General features: G+C 69.6%; 14 protein-coding genes. 8 read left to right on the top strand and 6 right to left on the bottom strand.

Annotated elements, in window-relative coordinates; all coding sequences use genetic code 11:
* Nucleotides 1–120 precede the first annotated feature (120 nt).
* The gene (locus tag OG746_RS27980) at nucleotides 121–1302 is read left to right on the top strand and encodes a cation:proton antiporter (protein WP_266719645.1); all 1182 of its coding nucleotides are present in this window, start codon (nucleotides 121–123) and stop codon (nucleotides 1300–1302) included.
* 21 nt (nucleotides 1303–1323) lie between these two features.
* Here the strand turns inward: OG746_RS27980 and OG746_RS27975 are convergent, their stop codons facing one another.
* The gene (locus tag OG746_RS27975) at nucleotides 1324–2496 is read right to left on the bottom strand and encodes a PP2C family protein-serine/threonine phosphatase (RefSeq protein ID WP_266719643.1); all 1173 of its coding nucleotides are present in this window, start codon (nucleotides 2494–2496) and stop codon (nucleotides 1324–1326) included.
* 150 nt (nucleotides 2497–2646) lie between these two features.
* On the opposite strand from OG746_RS27975, the gene OG746_RS27970 reads away from it, so the two are divergent.
* Nucleotides 2647–3879 carry a GNAT family N-acetyltransferase gene (locus tag OG746_RS27970; RefSeq protein WP_266719641.1) on the top strand — a complete coding sequence of 411 codons (1233 nt, stop codon included), beginning with the start codon at nucleotides 2647–2649 and terminating at the stop codon, nucleotides 3877–3879.
* On the opposite strand, the gene OG746_RS27965 is transcribed toward OG746_RS27970, so the two are convergent.
* Together OG746_RS27965 and OG746_RS27960 are read right to left on the bottom strand one after the other, a co-directional pair.
* Nucleotides 3876–4691 (bottom strand): Fpg/Nei family DNA glycosylase, encoded by an 816-nt coding sequence (locus OG746_RS27965; protein WP_266719639.1) that lies wholly within the window; start codon nucleotides 4689–4691, stop codon nucleotides 3876–3878. The two genes, OG746_RS27970 and OG746_RS27965, sit on opposite strands and share 4 nt — an antisense overlap.
* Before the next feature lie 242 nt (nucleotides 4692–4933).
* Nucleotides 4934–5422 carry a ribose-5-phosphate isomerase gene (locus OG746_RS27960; protein WP_266719637.1) on the bottom strand — a complete coding sequence of 163 codons (489 nt, stop codon included), beginning with the start codon at nucleotides 5420–5422 and terminating at the stop codon, nucleotides 4934–4936.
* A gap of 161 nt (nucleotides 5423–5583) precedes the next feature.
* Between OG746_RS27960 and OG746_RS27955 the strand changes: the two genes are divergently transcribed.
* The gene (locus OG746_RS27955; protein WP_266719635.1) at nucleotides 5584–7008 is read left to right on the top strand and encodes an amino acid permease; all 1425 of its coding nucleotides are present in this window, start codon (nucleotides 5584–5586) and stop codon (nucleotides 7006–7008) included.
* An 84-nt stretch (nucleotides 7009–7092) separates the two neighbouring features.
* Here OG746_RS27955 and OG746_RS27950 read toward each other — a convergent pair whose 3' ends face one another.
* Complete coding sequence (locus OG746_RS27950) at nucleotides 7093–8598, bottom strand: serine/threonine-protein kinase (protein WP_524540482.1); 1506 nt, start codon at nucleotides 8596–8598, stop codon at nucleotides 7093–7095.
* A 177-nt stretch (nucleotides 8599–8775) separates the two neighbouring features.
* Between OG746_RS27950 and OG746_RS27945 the strand changes: the two genes are divergently transcribed.
* Entirely contained in the window at nucleotides 8776–9549 is a 774-nt protein-coding gene (locus tag OG746_RS27945) for an LPXTG cell wall anchor domain-containing protein (protein ID WP_266719633.1), read from the top strand.
* Between the two features lie 23 nt (nucleotides 9550–9572).
* On the opposite strand, the gene OG746_RS27940 is transcribed toward OG746_RS27945, so the two are convergent.
* Nucleotides 9573–10178: a biotin transporter BioY gene (locus tag OG746_RS27940; protein WP_266719631.1), complete on the bottom strand. Its 606-nt coding sequence runs from the start codon at nucleotides 10176–10178 to the stop codon at nucleotides 9573–9575.
* 282 nt (nucleotides 10179–10460) lie between these two features.
* Here OG746_RS27940 and OG746_RS27935 point away from each other — a divergent pair, with 282 nt between their 5' ends.
* The 4 genes from OG746_RS27935 (at nucleotide 10461) to OG746_RS27920 (ending at nucleotide 14556) form a co-directional block, all read left to right on the top strand.
* The gene (locus OG746_RS27935; RefSeq protein ID WP_266719629.1) at nucleotides 10461–11816 is read left to right on the top strand and encodes an amino acid permease; all 1356 of its coding nucleotides are present in this window, start codon (nucleotides 10461–10463) and stop codon (nucleotides 11814–11816) included.
* A gap of 167 nt (nucleotides 11817–11983) precedes the next feature.
* Nucleotides 11984–13402 (top strand): amino acid permease, encoded by a 1419-nt coding sequence (locus tag OG746_RS27930; protein ID WP_266719627.1) that lies wholly within the window; start codon nucleotides 11984–11986, stop codon nucleotides 13400–13402.
* A 157-nt stretch (nucleotides 13403–13559) separates the two neighbouring features.
* Nucleotides 13560–14201 carry a superoxide dismutase gene (locus OG746_RS27925; protein WP_266719625.1) on the top strand — a complete coding sequence of 214 codons (642 nt, stop codon included), beginning with the start codon at nucleotides 13560–13562 and terminating at the stop codon, nucleotides 14199–14201.
* Nucleotides 14202–14334: 133 nt separating this feature from the next.
* The gene (locus tag OG746_RS27920) at nucleotides 14335–14556 is read left to right on the top strand and encodes a hypothetical protein (RefSeq protein ID WP_266719623.1); all 222 of its coding nucleotides are present in this window, start codon (nucleotides 14335–14337) and stop codon (nucleotides 14554–14556) included.
* On the opposite strand, the gene OG746_RS27915 is transcribed toward OG746_RS27920, so the two are convergent.
* Nucleotides 14553–15185, bottom strand: coding sequence for a mycothiol-dependent nitroreductase Rv2466c family protein (locus OG746_RS27915; RefSeq protein ID WP_266719621.1), 633 nt, complete (start codon nucleotides 15183–15185; stop codon nucleotides 14553–14555). The two genes, OG746_RS27920 and OG746_RS27915, sit on opposite strands and share 4 nt — an antisense overlap.
* Between the last annotated feature and the right edge of the window lie 38 nt (nucleotides 15186–15223).

The raw sequence follows: 15223 nt of genomic DNA, 5'->3' as shown, positions 1-15223 counted from the left end.
GTATTGACGTTTTCTTGACACTCTCTTGACCAAAGCCTCTGGTCGACCCATCGACCTTTACGTACGGCTTCAAGACCAAGGAGGAACGGGCCCATCGGACACGCAGACACCTTGATCGCCATGGGCGGCGCCTTTCTCGCGGCCGCCGTCCTCGCCCGCCTGGGAGGGCGGATAGGCCTCCCCACCATTCCCCTGTTCATCCTGGCCGGGATCCTGCTCGGCCCCCACACGCCGGGCGTCGTGCTGCTCTCCGACCCGCACGACCTGGAGATGCTCTCCGCGCTCGGACTCGTACTTCTGCTCTTCTATCTCGGCCTCGAGTTCCACATGGACGACCTGAAGACGGGTGGCCGCAAGATGGCCCTCGCCGGCGGGACGTACCTCGCGCTGAACGTCGGCGCCGGCCTCGGTTTCGGATTCGCCCTCGGCTGGGGCACATCCGAAGCTCTGGTCCTCGCCGGGGTGCTCGGCATCTCGTCGTCCGCGATCGTCACCAAGGTTCTTGTCGACACGGGCCGGCTCGGGAACCCCGAGACCAAGCCGATCCTCGGGATCATCGTGGTCGAGGACATCTTCCTCGCCCTGTATCTGGCCGCGCTGCAGCCGATCCTGTCCGGGGCGGACTCGCTGTCGGCGGCCGTGCTCGACGGCGGCAAGGCCTTCGGGTTCCTGCTGCTGCTCGCCCTCGCGGCGCGCTTCGGCACGCGGCTCGTCGGCAAGCTGTTCAACACCAAGGACGACGAACTCCTCGTCATCTCCTTCCTCGGTGCGGCGGTGTTCGTGGCCGGGGTCTCCGAGTGGTTCGGTGTCGCCGACGCCATCGGGGCGTTCATGGTCGGCCTGATGCTCGGGTCCACCACGTCCGGCGAGCGGATCATGAAGCTGGTGCACCCGCTGCGGGACGCCTTCGGCGCGATCTTCTTCTTCGCGTTCGGCCTCTCCATCGACCCCGGTGACCTGCCGACGGTGCTGTGGCCCGTGCTCGCGGCGGTCGCGGTGACGCTCGTCATGAACGTGCTTGCGGGACTCGGGGCCGCGAAGATCTACGGATTCGGGAGCGGGCCCGCCGCCAACATCTCGACCACGTTGCTGGCGCGCGGCGAGTTCGCGCTGATCCTCGCCACGATGGCCGCGGGCGCGGGGCTCGACGAACGCCTGTCGCCGTTCATCGCGGGATACGTGCTGCTGCTCGCGGTGCTCGGGCCGCTGGCCGCCGGCCGGTCCGAATGGCTGGCCAGGATCCTGCCGCTCAAGGAGCGGGCGCCGGTGCTCGATGAGCCACGGGTGGGCGCCGGGGTGTAGGGCGCCGGGGTAGGGAAACCCTCACGCGTCCCGGCAGATCAGCAGCAGCGCCCGGTCGTCGTTGACGTCCTTGGCCACCGCCTCGATGAGGTGCCAGGCCGCGCCGTGGAAGCCGCCGGTCACATACCGGTCGGCTTCCCCGGTGAGGCGGTCCATGCCCTCGCTGATGTCCCGCTCGGAGGTCTCGACGAGGCCGTCCGTGAACAGCATCAGCACGTCACCGGGGCGCAGCGTCCCCTTCGTGGCGTCGAATTCGGCCCCGTCGTAGACGCCGAGGAGCGGGCCCTCGGCCGCCTTCTCCTCCCAGCGGCCCGTGCCCGCGCTGAGCTGCAGGCCCGGCGGGTGGCCCGCCGAGTACAGCTCGTAGTCCCCGGACTCCAGGTCAAGGACGAGGTGGATCGACGTCGCGAAGCCCTCGTCCCAGTCCTGGCGGAGCAGATAGCCGTTGGCCGCGGGCAGGAAGGCGTGCGGCGGCAGCGAGCCGAGCAGGCCGCTGAAGGCGCCGGCCAGCAGCAGGGCCCGGCTGGCCGCGTCCATTCCCTTGCCCGACACGTCCGTGAGGACGACCTCCAGCGTGCGGCCGTTGTTCGTACGGGCCGCCACCACGAAGTCGCCGGAGAACGACTGGCCGCCCGCAGGGCGCAGCGCCATCTCGCGGTGCCAGCCCGGCGGCAGCTTGGGCAGCCGGCTCTGCGTGCGGATACGTTCGCGCAGGTCGAAGAGCATCGTTCCGCCACGCCGCCAGGGCACGCCGACCCGGCTGCGGAACTGGGCGATGAGCAGGCCGAAGAACCCGCAGGCCGCGACCGTGAGCACGGTGCCGGGCGTGACCCCGGCCGCGCGCTGCGTGTAGGGGCCCAGCTGGAACGATTCCACGATCAGCGCCGCGGCCGCCGCCGCGTACAGGCCGAGCAGGCTGGCGGGGCGCAGCAGCAGGCCGCCCGCGACGATCGGCAGGACGAGGACGGCGGGCGCGCACCACACCGGATTGAGGATGGTGGCGAAGGCGATCACCGGGATGGTGATGAGCAGCCCGACGAGCGCGATCCAGTCCGAGCCGTCCCCGCGGAAGTAGTCCACTCCGGATTTGCGCACGGCTGTGCGGACCCGGTGTACACGCATTCTCAACCGGGCCGGGAACGTATCGGCCTCCGCGCGCTGTTTGCGCCCGCGCCGCTCTCGTCGTAGCGCCATTGTTCGTGGACCCTATCCACCGGGTCAGGACCTGTGCACGGGAGGTCCCACTTGTCCCCCTTTCCGGGCACGCCCGTCAGCCCCGGTACAGCCCCGGTGCAGGGAGTAAATTCCCTCGCCCGCCGCTGCCCGCCCTGGTAGGGATGGCGTATGGCGACCGATCTGCGCACCTTGCGGGACAGCGAGTGGGACCACTGGTACGGGAAGCTGGAGCGGGCCTTCGGCGGAGTGGCCGAGGCGGCCGAGGAGCGCGGGCTCTACCGGGAGCTGACCGTCCTCGACCGCTCGCTCGGAGTCTGGGACGGGGCCGAGTGCGTGGGCACCGCGGGCGCCTTCCCGTTCCGCGTCGCGGTGCCCGGCGGGGCCTTCGTGACCGCGGCGGGCGTGACGATGGTCAGCGTCGCCGCGACGCACCGCAGGCGCGGCATTCTGACCGGGATGATGCGCCGTCAACTCGACGACGTACGAGAGTGGGGCGAGCCCCTCGCGGTCCTCACGGCGTCCGAACCCGTCATCTACGGGCGGTTCGGCTACGGCGTCGGGACCCGCAAGGCCGCGGTGCGCATCGAGTCCCGGCAGGTACGGATCGAGGCGCCCGCCGAGGCCGACCAGGTGCGACTGCGGTACGTGGAGGTCGCGGAGGGCGCCGAGCGGTGCGAGTCCGTGTATCTGCGGACCGTGGGGACGCGGCCCGGGATGCTCGCCCGGACGCCCGGCTGGGAGCGGCTGCCGCTGCTCGACCCGGAGCAGGAGCGGGACGGGGCCTCGCCGCTCCAGTGCGTCGTGGCCGAACGCGACGGGGAGGCGGTCGGGTTCGCGCGTTTCCAGGTCCGGCCGGACTCCGCGGGCGGGGTGGAGCGCAACCGGGTCCTGGTGCGCGAGGTGACCTCGGTCGAGCCCGCGGCGTACGCGGCGCTGTGGCGGTTCCTGTGCTCCATCGATCTGACGGAGACCGTGGAATGCGGGAACCTTCCGGTGGACGATCCGCTGTTCTCGCTGGTCTCCGACATCCGGCGGTGCGGCGTACGGGTGCGTGACTCGATGCACGTACGTCTGGTGGAGGTGGGCGAGGCGCTCGAAGCGCGTACGTATCTCACGCCCGTGGACGTCGTGTTCGAGGTGGCGGACGCCTTCTGCCCCTGGAACGAGGGGCGTTGGCGGCTCACCGGCGACGCGAAGGGCGGCGCGTCCTGCAAGCGGACCGAGGAGCCGGCCGATCTCGCCCTGTCCGTACGGGAGTTGGGCGCGGCCTATCTCGGCGACGTGTCACTGATGGAGCTGGCAGGGGCCGGGCGGGTGCGGGAGCTGCGGCCCGGAGCGCTCGTGGAGGCGTCGGTGGCGTTCGGCTCGACCGTCGCGCCGTGGCTGCCGCACGGGTTCTAACGGGGCGGTTGACACGTGGGGCACCAGAAGAGGTTGCGGGCCGCCAGTTCCGCCGTGCGAATCTCGGTGCCGCACAGGTGGCAGGGCTGTGGCGCGCGCCGGTAGACGTAGACCTCGCCGCCGTGGTCGTCGACGCGCGGCGCGCGGTTCATCGCCTCGGGGGTGTGCTCGGGGCGGACGGTGTCGATGCGGTTGGCGCGGACGCCGTCGTGCATCAGCGCCACCAAGTCGTCCCAGATGGCGTGGAGTTGGGGCTCGGTGAGGCTCTTTCCCGGGGTGTACGGGTCGATGCCGTGGCGGAAGAGGACCTCGGCGCGGTAGACGTTGCCGACGCCCGCGATCACCTTCTGGTCCATGAGGAGCGCGGCGATGGTGGTGCGGCTGCGGGAGATCCGGGCGTAGGCCCTGGCGGGGTCCTCGCCCTGGCGCAGCGGGTCCGGGCCGAGGCGGTCGTGTATCGCCTGCTTCTCGGCGTCCGTGATGAGCGCGCAGGTGGTGGGGCCGCGGAGGTCCGCGTAGTGGGTGTCGTTCGCGAGGCGCAGGCGGACGGTGTCCGTGGGGGGCGGGGCGGGGGTCGCGCCGAAGGTGTACTTGCCGAAGAGGCCGAGGTGGATGTGGATCCAGGCGCCCTCGTCGCCGAAGCCGAGGAAGAGGTGCTTGCCGATGGCCTCGGTGTGGGTGAGTTCTTGGCCGGTGAGGAGCGCTGCCGCGTCGGAGAACTTGCCCTGGGGGCTGGTCACGGTGGCCTTGCGGCCGGCGAATTTCTCGGCGTGGTCCTTGGCCAGGCGGTGGATGGTGTGGCCTTCGGGCACGCCGGTTCCTTTCGGCTAACCGTGGTTGACGTCACGGGGCTCTGCCCCGGACCCCGCTGGCTCTCGTCACCAGAGCGGGGCTGATTTGGGGCTCTGCCCCATACCCCGCTGCTCAATCGCCGCAGGGGCTTAAATGGCCGGCGGGGCTTGGTATTTCAAGCCCCGCTCTTGTGACGAGAGCCCGCGGGGTCCGGGGCGGAGCCCCGGAGCGCAACCCCGGTGCGGGTGCGGACCCGGAGGGGCTAGTCCTGCTGCGGGTGGTGCGCGGGGATCGCGGGGAGGACGCCGGACGTCTCGTAGGCCGACAGCATGTCGATGCGGCGCTGGTGGCGCTCCTCGTTGGAGTACGGCGTCGCCAGGAAGATCTCGACGAACTTCGTCGCCTCCTCCTCCGTGTGCATCCGCCCACCGATGGAGATCACGTTCGCGTTGTTGTGCTCACGGCCCAGCGCAGCGGTCTGCTCGCTCCAGGCGAGGGCCGCACGGACGCCCTTCACCTTGTTCGCGGCGATCTGCTCACCGTTGCCGGAGCCGCCGATCACGACGCCGAGGGCGTCCGGGTCCCCGGCCGTCCGCTCCGCGGCGCGGAGGCAGAACGGCGGGTAGTCGTCCTGGGCGTCGTAGATGTGGGGCCCGCAGTCGACGGGCTCGTGGCCGTGGGCCTTGAGCCATTCGACCAGGTGGTTCTTGAGTTCGTAGCCGGCATGATCCGAGCCGAGGTACACGCGCATGGGTCCGAGTGTGGCACGACGCGCGCCGGGTAGCCGCCTCCGGGTGCCCGCCGGGGCGCCCGTCGTGGCCTTGACAACAATCCGGACTCAAAGCTTCCGCACGGGCGACCCGGTGCGTTGAATGCGAACCCACGTTTACCGCAAACGTAAGGACCCAGTGCATGACCACGCAGTCGCCCCCCACCACCGGGGCCTCCTCCGGTACGCCGCCCACCGGCGGCGACGGTGACGGACTCAAGGCAGGGCTGAAGAACCGGCACCTGTCCATGATCGCCATCGGCGGTGTCATCGGAGCCGGTCTGTTCGTCGGCTCCAGCTCCGGCATCGCGGCCGCAGGACCCGCCATCCTCGTCTCGTACGCCCTCGTCGGCGCGATGGTCGTCTTCGTGATGCGGATGCTGGGCGAGATGGCCGCCGCACGGCCCTCGTCCGGCTCCTTCTCCGCCTATGCCGACCAGGCCCTCGGCCGCTGGGCCGGCTTCTCCATCGGCTGGCTCTACTGGTTCTTCTGGGTCGTGGTGCTCGCCGTGGAGGCGACGGCGGGCGCGAAGATCCTCAACGGCTGGATACCGGGCGTCCCGCAGTGGGGGTGGGCGCTGATCGTGATGATCGTGCTCACCGTCGTGAACCTGGCGGCCGTCGGCTCGTACGGGGAGTTCGAGTTCTGGTTCGCCGGGATCAAGGTCGTCGCGATCGCGGCGTTCGTGATCGTGGGCCTGCTCGCCGTCTTCGGGCTGCTGCCCGGCTCCGACAACCCGGGGTCCGGGCTCCAACACCTCACCGATTCCGGCGGCTTCTTCCCGAAGGGGCCCGGAGCGATCCTCACCGGTGTCCTGATGGTCGTCTTCTCCTTCATGGGCTCCGAGATCGTCACGCTCGCCGCCGGTGAGTCCGAGGACCCGCAGAAGGCCGTCACCAGGGCCACGAACTCCGTGATCTGGCGTATCGGCATCTTCTACCTGGGCTCGATCTTCGTCGTGCTTACGCTGCTGCCGTGGAACGATCCGTCGATCGTCAAGGAGGGGTCCTACGTGGCCGCTCTGAACTCCATCGGCATCCCGCACGCCGGGCAGGTCATGGACGTCATCGTGCTGACCGCGGTGCTGTCGTGTCTGAACTCGGGGCTGTACACCGCTTCCCGTATGGCCTTCTCGCTCGGGCAGCGCGGTGACGCGCCGAAGGCGTTCGCGAAGACCACGTCGCGCGGTGTGCCGCGGGTCGCGATCCTCGGGTCCGTCGTCTTCGGGTTCCTCGCGGTCTGGTTCAACTACCAGTGGCCGGACACCGTCTTCAACTTCCTGCTGAACTCCTCCGGAGCCGTCGCGTTGTTCGTGTGGCTCGTCATCTGTTTCACGCAGTTGAAGATGCGCGGGATGATCCTGCGGGACCAGCCGGAGAAGCTTGTCGTCAAGATGTGGCTGTTCCCGTATCTGACGTGGGCGACGATCGCGATGATCTCGTTCGTGCTTGTGTACATGTTGACGGACAAGGACGGGCGGGAGCAGGTTCTGCTTTCTCTGCTCGTTGCGGCGTTCGTTGTCGGGTTCGCGCTCGTACGCGAGAAGGTTCAGCGGGCGAAGGCGTGAGTGTTGCGGGGTCCGGGGTCGGCGTCTCGGGGCGCTGCCCCCTGGCCCCGCGGGCTCTCGTCACCAGAGCGGGGCTGGATTGGCTCAATCGCCGGCGGGGCTTGATTGGGGCGTGAACGTCTTCTTCACCCGCTCGTACGTTGCCTTCGCCTGCCCCTCCACCTCGGGCTGGTACCACGTACCCACCTGGTAGGACCTGTTTCCGCGGTCGAAGCCCAGGAGTTCCGCGTGCCAGCGGGCGCCCTTCAGGGTGAAGAGGTACTCCCAGACCACCGCGGGGCGGCCGCGGAACGTGGTGCGGGTCAGGCGGAGCTTTTTGTAGTCCTGGCCCTGGTGGGCGGCGCGTTCGGACTTCTGCCACGTGGCCAGGAGGTCGTCCTTCGCGAGGGCCGACTGGGCGACGAGTTCCTGGGTGCCGTCCGGTGACGTGTAGTGCACCTCGGACGCCGTCTTCACCACCCGCTCCCAGCCCTTCGGCGGCACCCACGCGTACCCCGCCTCCTGCCGCGCGCCCGCCGGAAGGCTCTCGGTGGGCGGCCGGGACGTGCCCTCGACGGTGGGCGGGCGGGATGTCGTGGGCGTCGAGCCGCCCGCCTGCGGGTCCCCGTTCGGCAGCGTGAGGGCGATGGCCGCCGCGAGGCCCACGGCCAGTACTCCCCCGGTCGCGATGAGCGTGGTCCTGCGACGGTTCCCGCGCGGAGGCTGTGCGGGCGCGGGTGCGGGTGTGGGCTCCGGGCGGCGCAGGCCGATGTCGAGGGTGCGGGTCCCGGGCGTCGGCGCCTCCGGGAGTTCCGGGGCCTCGGTGGGGGCCAGCGCCCCGGTCACCGTGTCGACGTCGGGGCGGTCCTGCGGTTCCTTCGCCAGCAGGCCCGCGAGGAGCGGACCCAGCGGACCCGCGTCGGGCGGCAGGCGCGGCTGCTCGTAGAGGACGGCGTGCAGGGTCGCGAGGGTCGTCTCCCGGGAGAACGGCGAGCTGCCGCCGAGCGCCGCGCAGAGCGTCGCCCCCAGCGACCAGAGGTCGGACGGCGGGCCCTGTAGATGGCCCGAGACCCGCTCCGGGGCCATGTAGTCGGGCGAGCCGACCAGCATGCCGACCATGGTGAGCGCCTTGGCGTCCTGGATTGCGGCGATGCCGAAGTCCGTGAGCATGACGCGGCGCTGCCCCACGCGCTCCATCAGTACGTTGCCGGGCTTGATGTCCCGGTGCAGCACGCCGCCCGCGTGCACCTGCCGCAGCGCCCCGGCCAGGCTCAGTCCGATCCGCGCGACCTCGTCCGCCGGCAACGGCCCGTCGTCGACGAGGAGTTGCTCCAGGGAGCGGCCGTCGACCAGCTCCATGACGATCCACAGGCGTTCGCCCTCGTCGACGACGTCATAGACGCGCACCACACCCGGGTGGTCGATGCGGGCGGTGGCGCGGGCCTCGCGCAGCGTGCGCTCGCGGCGGGTGCGGGCGTCCTCGGGGTCGAGCCCGTCGATGCGCATTTCCTTGACGGCGACCCGGCGGTCGAGCATTTCGTCCACCGCGCGCCACACGCGCCCCATTCCACCCTGGCCTATGGATTCGTCCAGGCGGTAGCGGGACGCCACCAGTAACCCCTGAACGCCTCCGCTTGTATTTCCAGGCAATCGACTGCACCCCCGGCACACAACGTCGACACTTCCCGCCGCCCCAGCATAGTGCGGAGAAATCTTGTGGTACCTCTTCAAGTGCCGCGAATTCGGCCGCGGTTGGGGGAAGTGGAAATACCTAGGGGGACGACGAGTATGGGTTCACGACGTCAGGTCAAAATCGCCGGGACACTGTGCGCGGGCGCCGTGACGGCGTTCATGGTGCTGCCGGGCGCCGCGCTCGCGGACCACGGGCCTGGTCCGGGCAGCGGCGAGGGGGGAAAGGCGGTGGACGCGGCGCCCTCGGGCGTGAAGCTGACCACGGCACTGCCGAAGAAGATCTCGGCCGACAACTCGACCGGAGAGACGCAGAATCTGATCGCGAGCGTCAGCAATCAGGGCAGCAAGGGAAGCGGCCGGATATTCCTGGCCGTGGTGGGGTTCGACGGGCTCGTGGTGAAGGATGTTCCGAACTGCACCGCGATTCCGGAGAACAAGCTGCCGAAGGGCTCCAACAGCGGATTCTCCTGCCCCATCGACAACCTCAAGGCAGGAAAGACGCAGTCGTACAAGGTCGCCGCGACATTCGATCTGAAAAAGACCGGAAAGATCTGCCTGCCGGTGCAGAGCGGGGACACGAAGAAGACGTTCTGGCAGCAGGGCCCGGTGCCGTTCGGCACGACGAGCCCCTCGCCGAACGCGCCCGTCACGCCGCTGCTGCTCAACACGGAGAACGAGCCGGCCGCCCCCGCGGGCGACAAGGGCGACGAGGGCGGGGGCGGAAGCGGCGGGGCCAACGATCAGGAGAACCTGCCGTCGACCGGCGTCGGTGACGCCGCGCTGCCGCTGGGCGCGGTCGGCGCGGCCTTGATGGCCGCCGGCGGGGCGGGCCTGTGGTGGACCCGCCGCGGCAGCTCCGAGGTGCGCTAGCCGACTAGAGGTGCACCAGCGGACTACTTGTCGGCGAGCTTCCAGGCGGTGGGCAGCGCGCCCATCGCCAGGGCCGCCTTCAGGACGTCGCCGATCAGGAACGGGGTGAGGCCCGCGGCGATAGCGGCCGTGAGGCCCATCCCGGTGGACAGGGCCAGGTACGGGACACCGACCGCGTAGACGATGGCCTCGCCGAGCAGGAACGTGCCTGCGGTGCGCAGCATCGAGCGGTCGGCGCCGCGCCGGGCGAGCGCGCCGACCGCGGCCGAGGCCAGCATCAGGCCGATGACGTAACCGAACGAGGCCGTCGCCATACCCGAGCCGCCCTCCGCGAACCACGGCACGCCGGCCATGCCCGCGAGCGCGTAGACGGCGAGCGCGAGGAAGCCGCGGCGGGCGCCGAGCGCGGTGCCGACGAGCAGCGCGGCGAAGGTCTGACCGGTGACCGGCACAGGCGAGCCCGGGATCGGGAACGCGATCTGCGCGGCGATGCCGGTGAGGGCGGCGCCGCCGAGGACAAGCGCCGTGCTCTTCAGGGCCACGGCGGACTTGGTGCGGGAGGCGGGCAGGAGGTCGGCCAGGACCTTGCCCGGACGGGCGGCGGTCGCGACAGCGGCGGCGGTACTCATGGGGACTCCGCGTTCAGTGAGAGGACCTTGCGGTCGGGCAGGGCAGGACTTTGTGACGCTATCCCAGGGGAGTTGGGCCGATCACGGTCGCCGGTCGACAAAGGGGCCCACGCCGTGTTGGTGGGCTCTGAACAAACAACGGCACCTACACCTCGTACAAGGTGATGCTCGTCACTGGGAGAGTCCGTTTTGCGTGCGGAGGTGCTTGAACGGGAGACTGTAGGTTCCCGCCAAACCGCGCACGCCCGCGCGACCAGCACATCCGAGATCGGCTGAAGCCCCATGCACGACGAACCACTCTCCGCCGGGCTGAAGCAGCGCCACCTCACGATGCTCGGCCTCGGCGGGGTCATCGGCGCGGGCCTGTTCGTCGGCTCGGGAGCCGGTATCGCGGTCGCGGGGCCCGGCATCGTCGTCTCGTACCTGATCGCGGGCACACTCGCGATGCTGGTGATGCGGATGCTCGGCGAGATGTCCGCCGCGATGCCCGCGTCCGGTTCCTTCTCGGTGCACGCGGAGCGGGCGCTCGGCCGGTGGGCCGGGTTCACTGCCGGATGGCTCTACTGGTTCATGCTCGTGGTGGTGCTCGCCGTCGAGGCGACGGGCGCGGCGCAGATCGCGAACGGGTGGGCGCCGGGCGTCCCGCAGTGGGCGTGGGTGCTGCTCTTCATGGTCGTGTTCACCGTCGCCAACCTGACGGCGGTGAAGAACTTCGGCGAGTTCGAGTTCTGGTTCGCGGCCCTCAAGGTCTTCGCGATCATCGCGTTCCTGGTGCTCGGCGCCCTCGCGATCTTCGGGATCCTCCCCGACACCGATCCGGTCGGCCTCACCCATCTGACCGGGGACGGCGGGTTCCTGCCGCACGGCTGGGAGGGCGTCGTCTCCGGCGTCCTCGCGGTCGTCTTCGCGTTCGGCGGCCTGGAGGTCGTCACGATCGCGGCCGCCGAGTCCGAGGACCCGGCCCGCTCGGTGGCGCGCGCGGTGCGCAGCGCGGTGTTCCGGATCCTGTTCTTCTACGTCGGTTCGATGCTGGTCATCGTGACCGTGCTGCCCTGGACGGAGCAGAAGGCGGGGATCAGCCCGTACGTCACCGTGCTCGACTCGATCGGTGTGCCGTCGGCGGCGCAGATCATGAACATCGTGGTGTTCGTGGCGCTGCTCTCCGCGCTGAACGCCAACCTCTACGGCTCGTCCCGCATGATCTTCTCGCTGGCCGAGCGCGACGAGGCGCCGAAGTCGCTGCTGAAGGTGAGCGGTGGCGGGGTGCCGCGCCGCGCGGTCCTGGCCTCGGTGGCCTTCGGCTTCATCTCCGTACTCCTGAACCTGGAGTGGCCGGACACGATCTTCCTCTACATGCTCAACTCGGTCGGCGCGGTACTGCTGTTCGTGTGGGCGCTGATCGCCGTGTCGCAACTGCGCCTGCGGCGACGCATCGAGCAGGAGGCCCCCGAGCGCCTCGTGTTGAAGATGTGGGCGTTCCCCTGGCTGACCTGGGTGGCGATCGCCGCGATGGCCGTGGTCTTCGGCTTGATGCTGACCGACGACACGGCGCGGCCGCAGTTGATGTGGTCGACCGGGGCGACGCTGCTCGTCCTCGCGGTCGCGGGCGCCCGGGAGTTGCGCGCACGGCGTGCCTGAGCGGTGTCCACGCGTTCACCGAACGTCGACATGATCATTGCGGCGTGTGAGCGTCGTGTCCGTATACCGGAAACCTATTCCCTCTGAGCGGGCCGCCCACCCAGACTGTGGCAGTTTTACGTTCCGTTTACGCCAGGACCGTCACAGCTACTGAACAGGGCACACCCATGTCTCGGAACTCAGCGCAGTCCCCTGCGGAGGGGACGGACGCGCGGCCGGTCGAGCAGGCGCCGGCCGAGCCGTCGCTGTCGCACGGCCTCAAGCAGCGCCATCTTTCCATGATCGCGCTGGGCGGCGTGATCGGCGCGGGCCTCTTCGTGGGCTCCGGCACCGCGATCGCCGCCGCGGGCCCGTCGATCATCCTCGCCTACGCGATATCCGGCGCGCTCGTCATGCTCGTGATGCGCATGCTGGGCGAGATGTCGGCCGCGTACCCGGCGTCCGGATCGTTCTCCGTGCACGCCGAGCGGGGCATCGGGCCGTGGGCCGGATTCACCGCGGGCTGGTCGTTCTGGTTCCTGCTCTGTGTGGCCGTCGGCCTGGAGGGCATCGGCGCGGCGGGCATCGTGCACGGCTGGGTGCCGGGCGTGCCCGAGTGGGCCTGGGTCGCCCTGTTCATGCTGCTGTTCACGATCACGAACCTGTCGGCCGTGAAGAACTTCGGCGAGTTCGAGTTCTGGTTCGCCGCGCTCAAGGTCGGCGCGATCGTGCTCTTCCTCGTCATCGGCGTCCTCGCCATGCTCGGCGTGCTGCCCGACGTCGACGCCCCCGGCATGTCCAACCTCACCGGCCACGGCGGCTTCATGCCGAACGGCACGGAGGGGTTGATCGTCGGCCTGCTCGCGTCGGTCTTCGCGTACGGCGGTCTGGAGACGGTGACGATCGCCGCCGCCGAGTCGGAGCACCCGGTGCAGGGCGTCGCGAAGGCGGTCCGTACGGCGATGTGGCGCATCGCGCTCTTCTACGTCGGCTCGATGGCGGTCGTCGTGGTCCTCCTGCCGTGGACCTCGAAGGAGATCCCGACCAAGGGCCCGTACGTCGCCACGCTCGACTACCTGGGCGTCCCGGCGGCCGGCCAGATCATGAACGTGGTCATCCTCGTCGCGCTGCTCTCCGCCATGAACGCCAACATCTACGGCGCCTCCCGCATGGCCGCCTCGCTGGTCGCCCGCGGCATGGGCCCGAAGGCCATCGGCAAGGTCACGAACGGTGTGCCGCGCGTGGCCGTCCTGCTGTCGGCGGTCTTCGGCTTCGTGTGCGTGCTGCTCAGCTACTGGCGCCCGGACGACATCTTCGCCTGGCTGCTCAACACCATCGGCGCGATCATCCTCGTCGTCTGGTTCTTCATCGCCGTCTCCCAGCTGGTGCTGCGCCGCAAGCTGGAGCGCGAGGCGCCGGAGAAGCTGGTCGTGAAGATGTGGGCGTACCCGTACCTCACGATCATCGCGCTCGTCGGCATGGTCGCCGTCTTCGTCCTGATGGCCCGCGAGCACGACACGCGGGTCCAGCTTTACTTCTCTGGCGGACTGGCGATCATCCTCGCGGCGGTCGGGTACGCGCGGCAGAAGCTGGCCGAGAAGAAGTAGCCGTACCGAGTTCAACGCGGAGGGCCCCCGGACCACTTGGTCCGGGGGCCCTTTCGTTGCGCCCGTTCGCTGTCCCCGTTCGTTGCGCCCGACACTCCTGCTGTTAGCCTGCACTTGCAATAGAGTTGCAATAAGCAGTCGGAGGGCACGGAGAGACATGGCCACGTACACGCTTCCTGAGCTTCCGTACGACTACGCGGCGCTTGAGCCGGTCATCAACCCGCAGATCATCGAGCTGCACCACGACAAGCACCACGCGGCGTACGTGAAGGGCGCGAACGACACCCTGGAGCAGCTGGCCGAGGCCCGCGACAAGGAACAGTGGGGCTCGATCAACGGCCTGGAGAAGAACCTGGCCTTCCACCTCTCCGGCCACATCCTGCACAGCATCTACTGGCACAACATGACCGGTGACGGTGGCGGCGAGCCGCTCGCGGCGGACGGCGTGGGCGAGTTGGCCGACGCGCTCACCGAGTCCTTCGGCTCCTTCGCCGGGTTCAAGGCACAGCTGACGAAGGCCGCGGCCACCACGCAGGGCTCCGGCTGGGGCGTCCTCGCGTACGAGCCGGTGAGCGGGCGGCTCATCGTCGAGCAGATCTACGACCACCAGGGCAACGTCGGCCAGGGCTCGACCCCGATCCTCGTCTTCGACGCGTGGGAGCACGCGTTCTACCTGCAGTACAAGAACCAGAAGGTCGACTTCATCGAAGCGATGTGGCGGGTCGTCAACTGGCAGGACGTGGCCAAGCGGTACGCGGCCGCGAGGGAGCGGGCGTACAACCTGCTGCTGGTGCCGTGATGCTGTGAAGCGTCCCGCCTCGTGATCGTCTTCTCAACCTTCACGTTGGCGGGCGGCGGAAACGACGGACCCCCGTGAGGATGTGACTCACGGGGGTCTGTTGGTGTGCGGGATTCCGGGGGACCTTGGCGGGATGACAGCGGAGTTCTTGAACCTGCACTGCGACACGTGCCACGGCGGCCCCCGACCCTTCCGTCGCCTCAAGGCCCACGAGAAGGCACACCTGGCTGCCAAGGGACAGATCGAGGCCGACATCCACGCGACGTGGCGATGTGACACCGAAGGGTGTCTCACCTACCGGCGCCACGGCCGCACGTGGGGCGGCGGGAGCTTCCCGCCGAGCATCGACGACTAGTCGAAGATCGGGCCCACCGTGCGCGTGCGCTTGATTTCGTAGAAGCCCGGGACCGAGGCGACGAGGAGCGTGCCGTCCCAGAGCTTGGCCGCCTCCTCGCCCTTGGGCGCCGGGGTGACGACCGGGCCGAAGAAGGCGATCTGGTTGCCGTCGGCTCCCGGCACCGCGATGACCGGCGTGCCGACGTCCTGGCCGACCTTGTCGATGCCCTCCTTGTGCGAGGCGCGGAGCTCTTCCTCGTACTTGGTGGCGTCCCAGTGGTCGAGGAGGGACTCCGGCAGGCCGACCTCCTCCAGAGCGCCGGCGACGGCCTCCTTCGTGGGGCCCTCGCCGCGGTTGTGGATACGGGTGCCGAGCGCGGTGTAGAGGTCGCCGAGGACCTCCGCGCCGTGCTCCTGCTGCGCGGCGATGACGACACGGACCGGGCCCCAGGCCTGGGTGCGCATCATCTCCTGGTACTCCTCGGGCAGCTCGTCGAGGCGCGGCTCGTTGAGCACCGCGAGGCTCATCACGTGCCAGCGGACCTTGATGTCGCGGACCTTCTCGACCTCCAGGACCCAGCGCGAGGTCATCCAGGCCCAGGGGCACAGGGGGTCGAACCAGAAGTCGACGGGGGTCTTCTCGGACATGGTTCTCCTCAAGATTCACCGGGTGGTCTCGGCAGCGC

Origin of the sequence: Streptomyces sp. NBC_01016 (assembly GCF_026341035.1) — a bacterium.
Taxonomy (GTDB): domain Bacteria; phylum Actinomycetota; class Actinomycetes; order Streptomycetales; family Streptomycetaceae; genus Streptomyces.
This window is presented reverse-complemented; position numbering and strand designations above follow the sequence as displayed.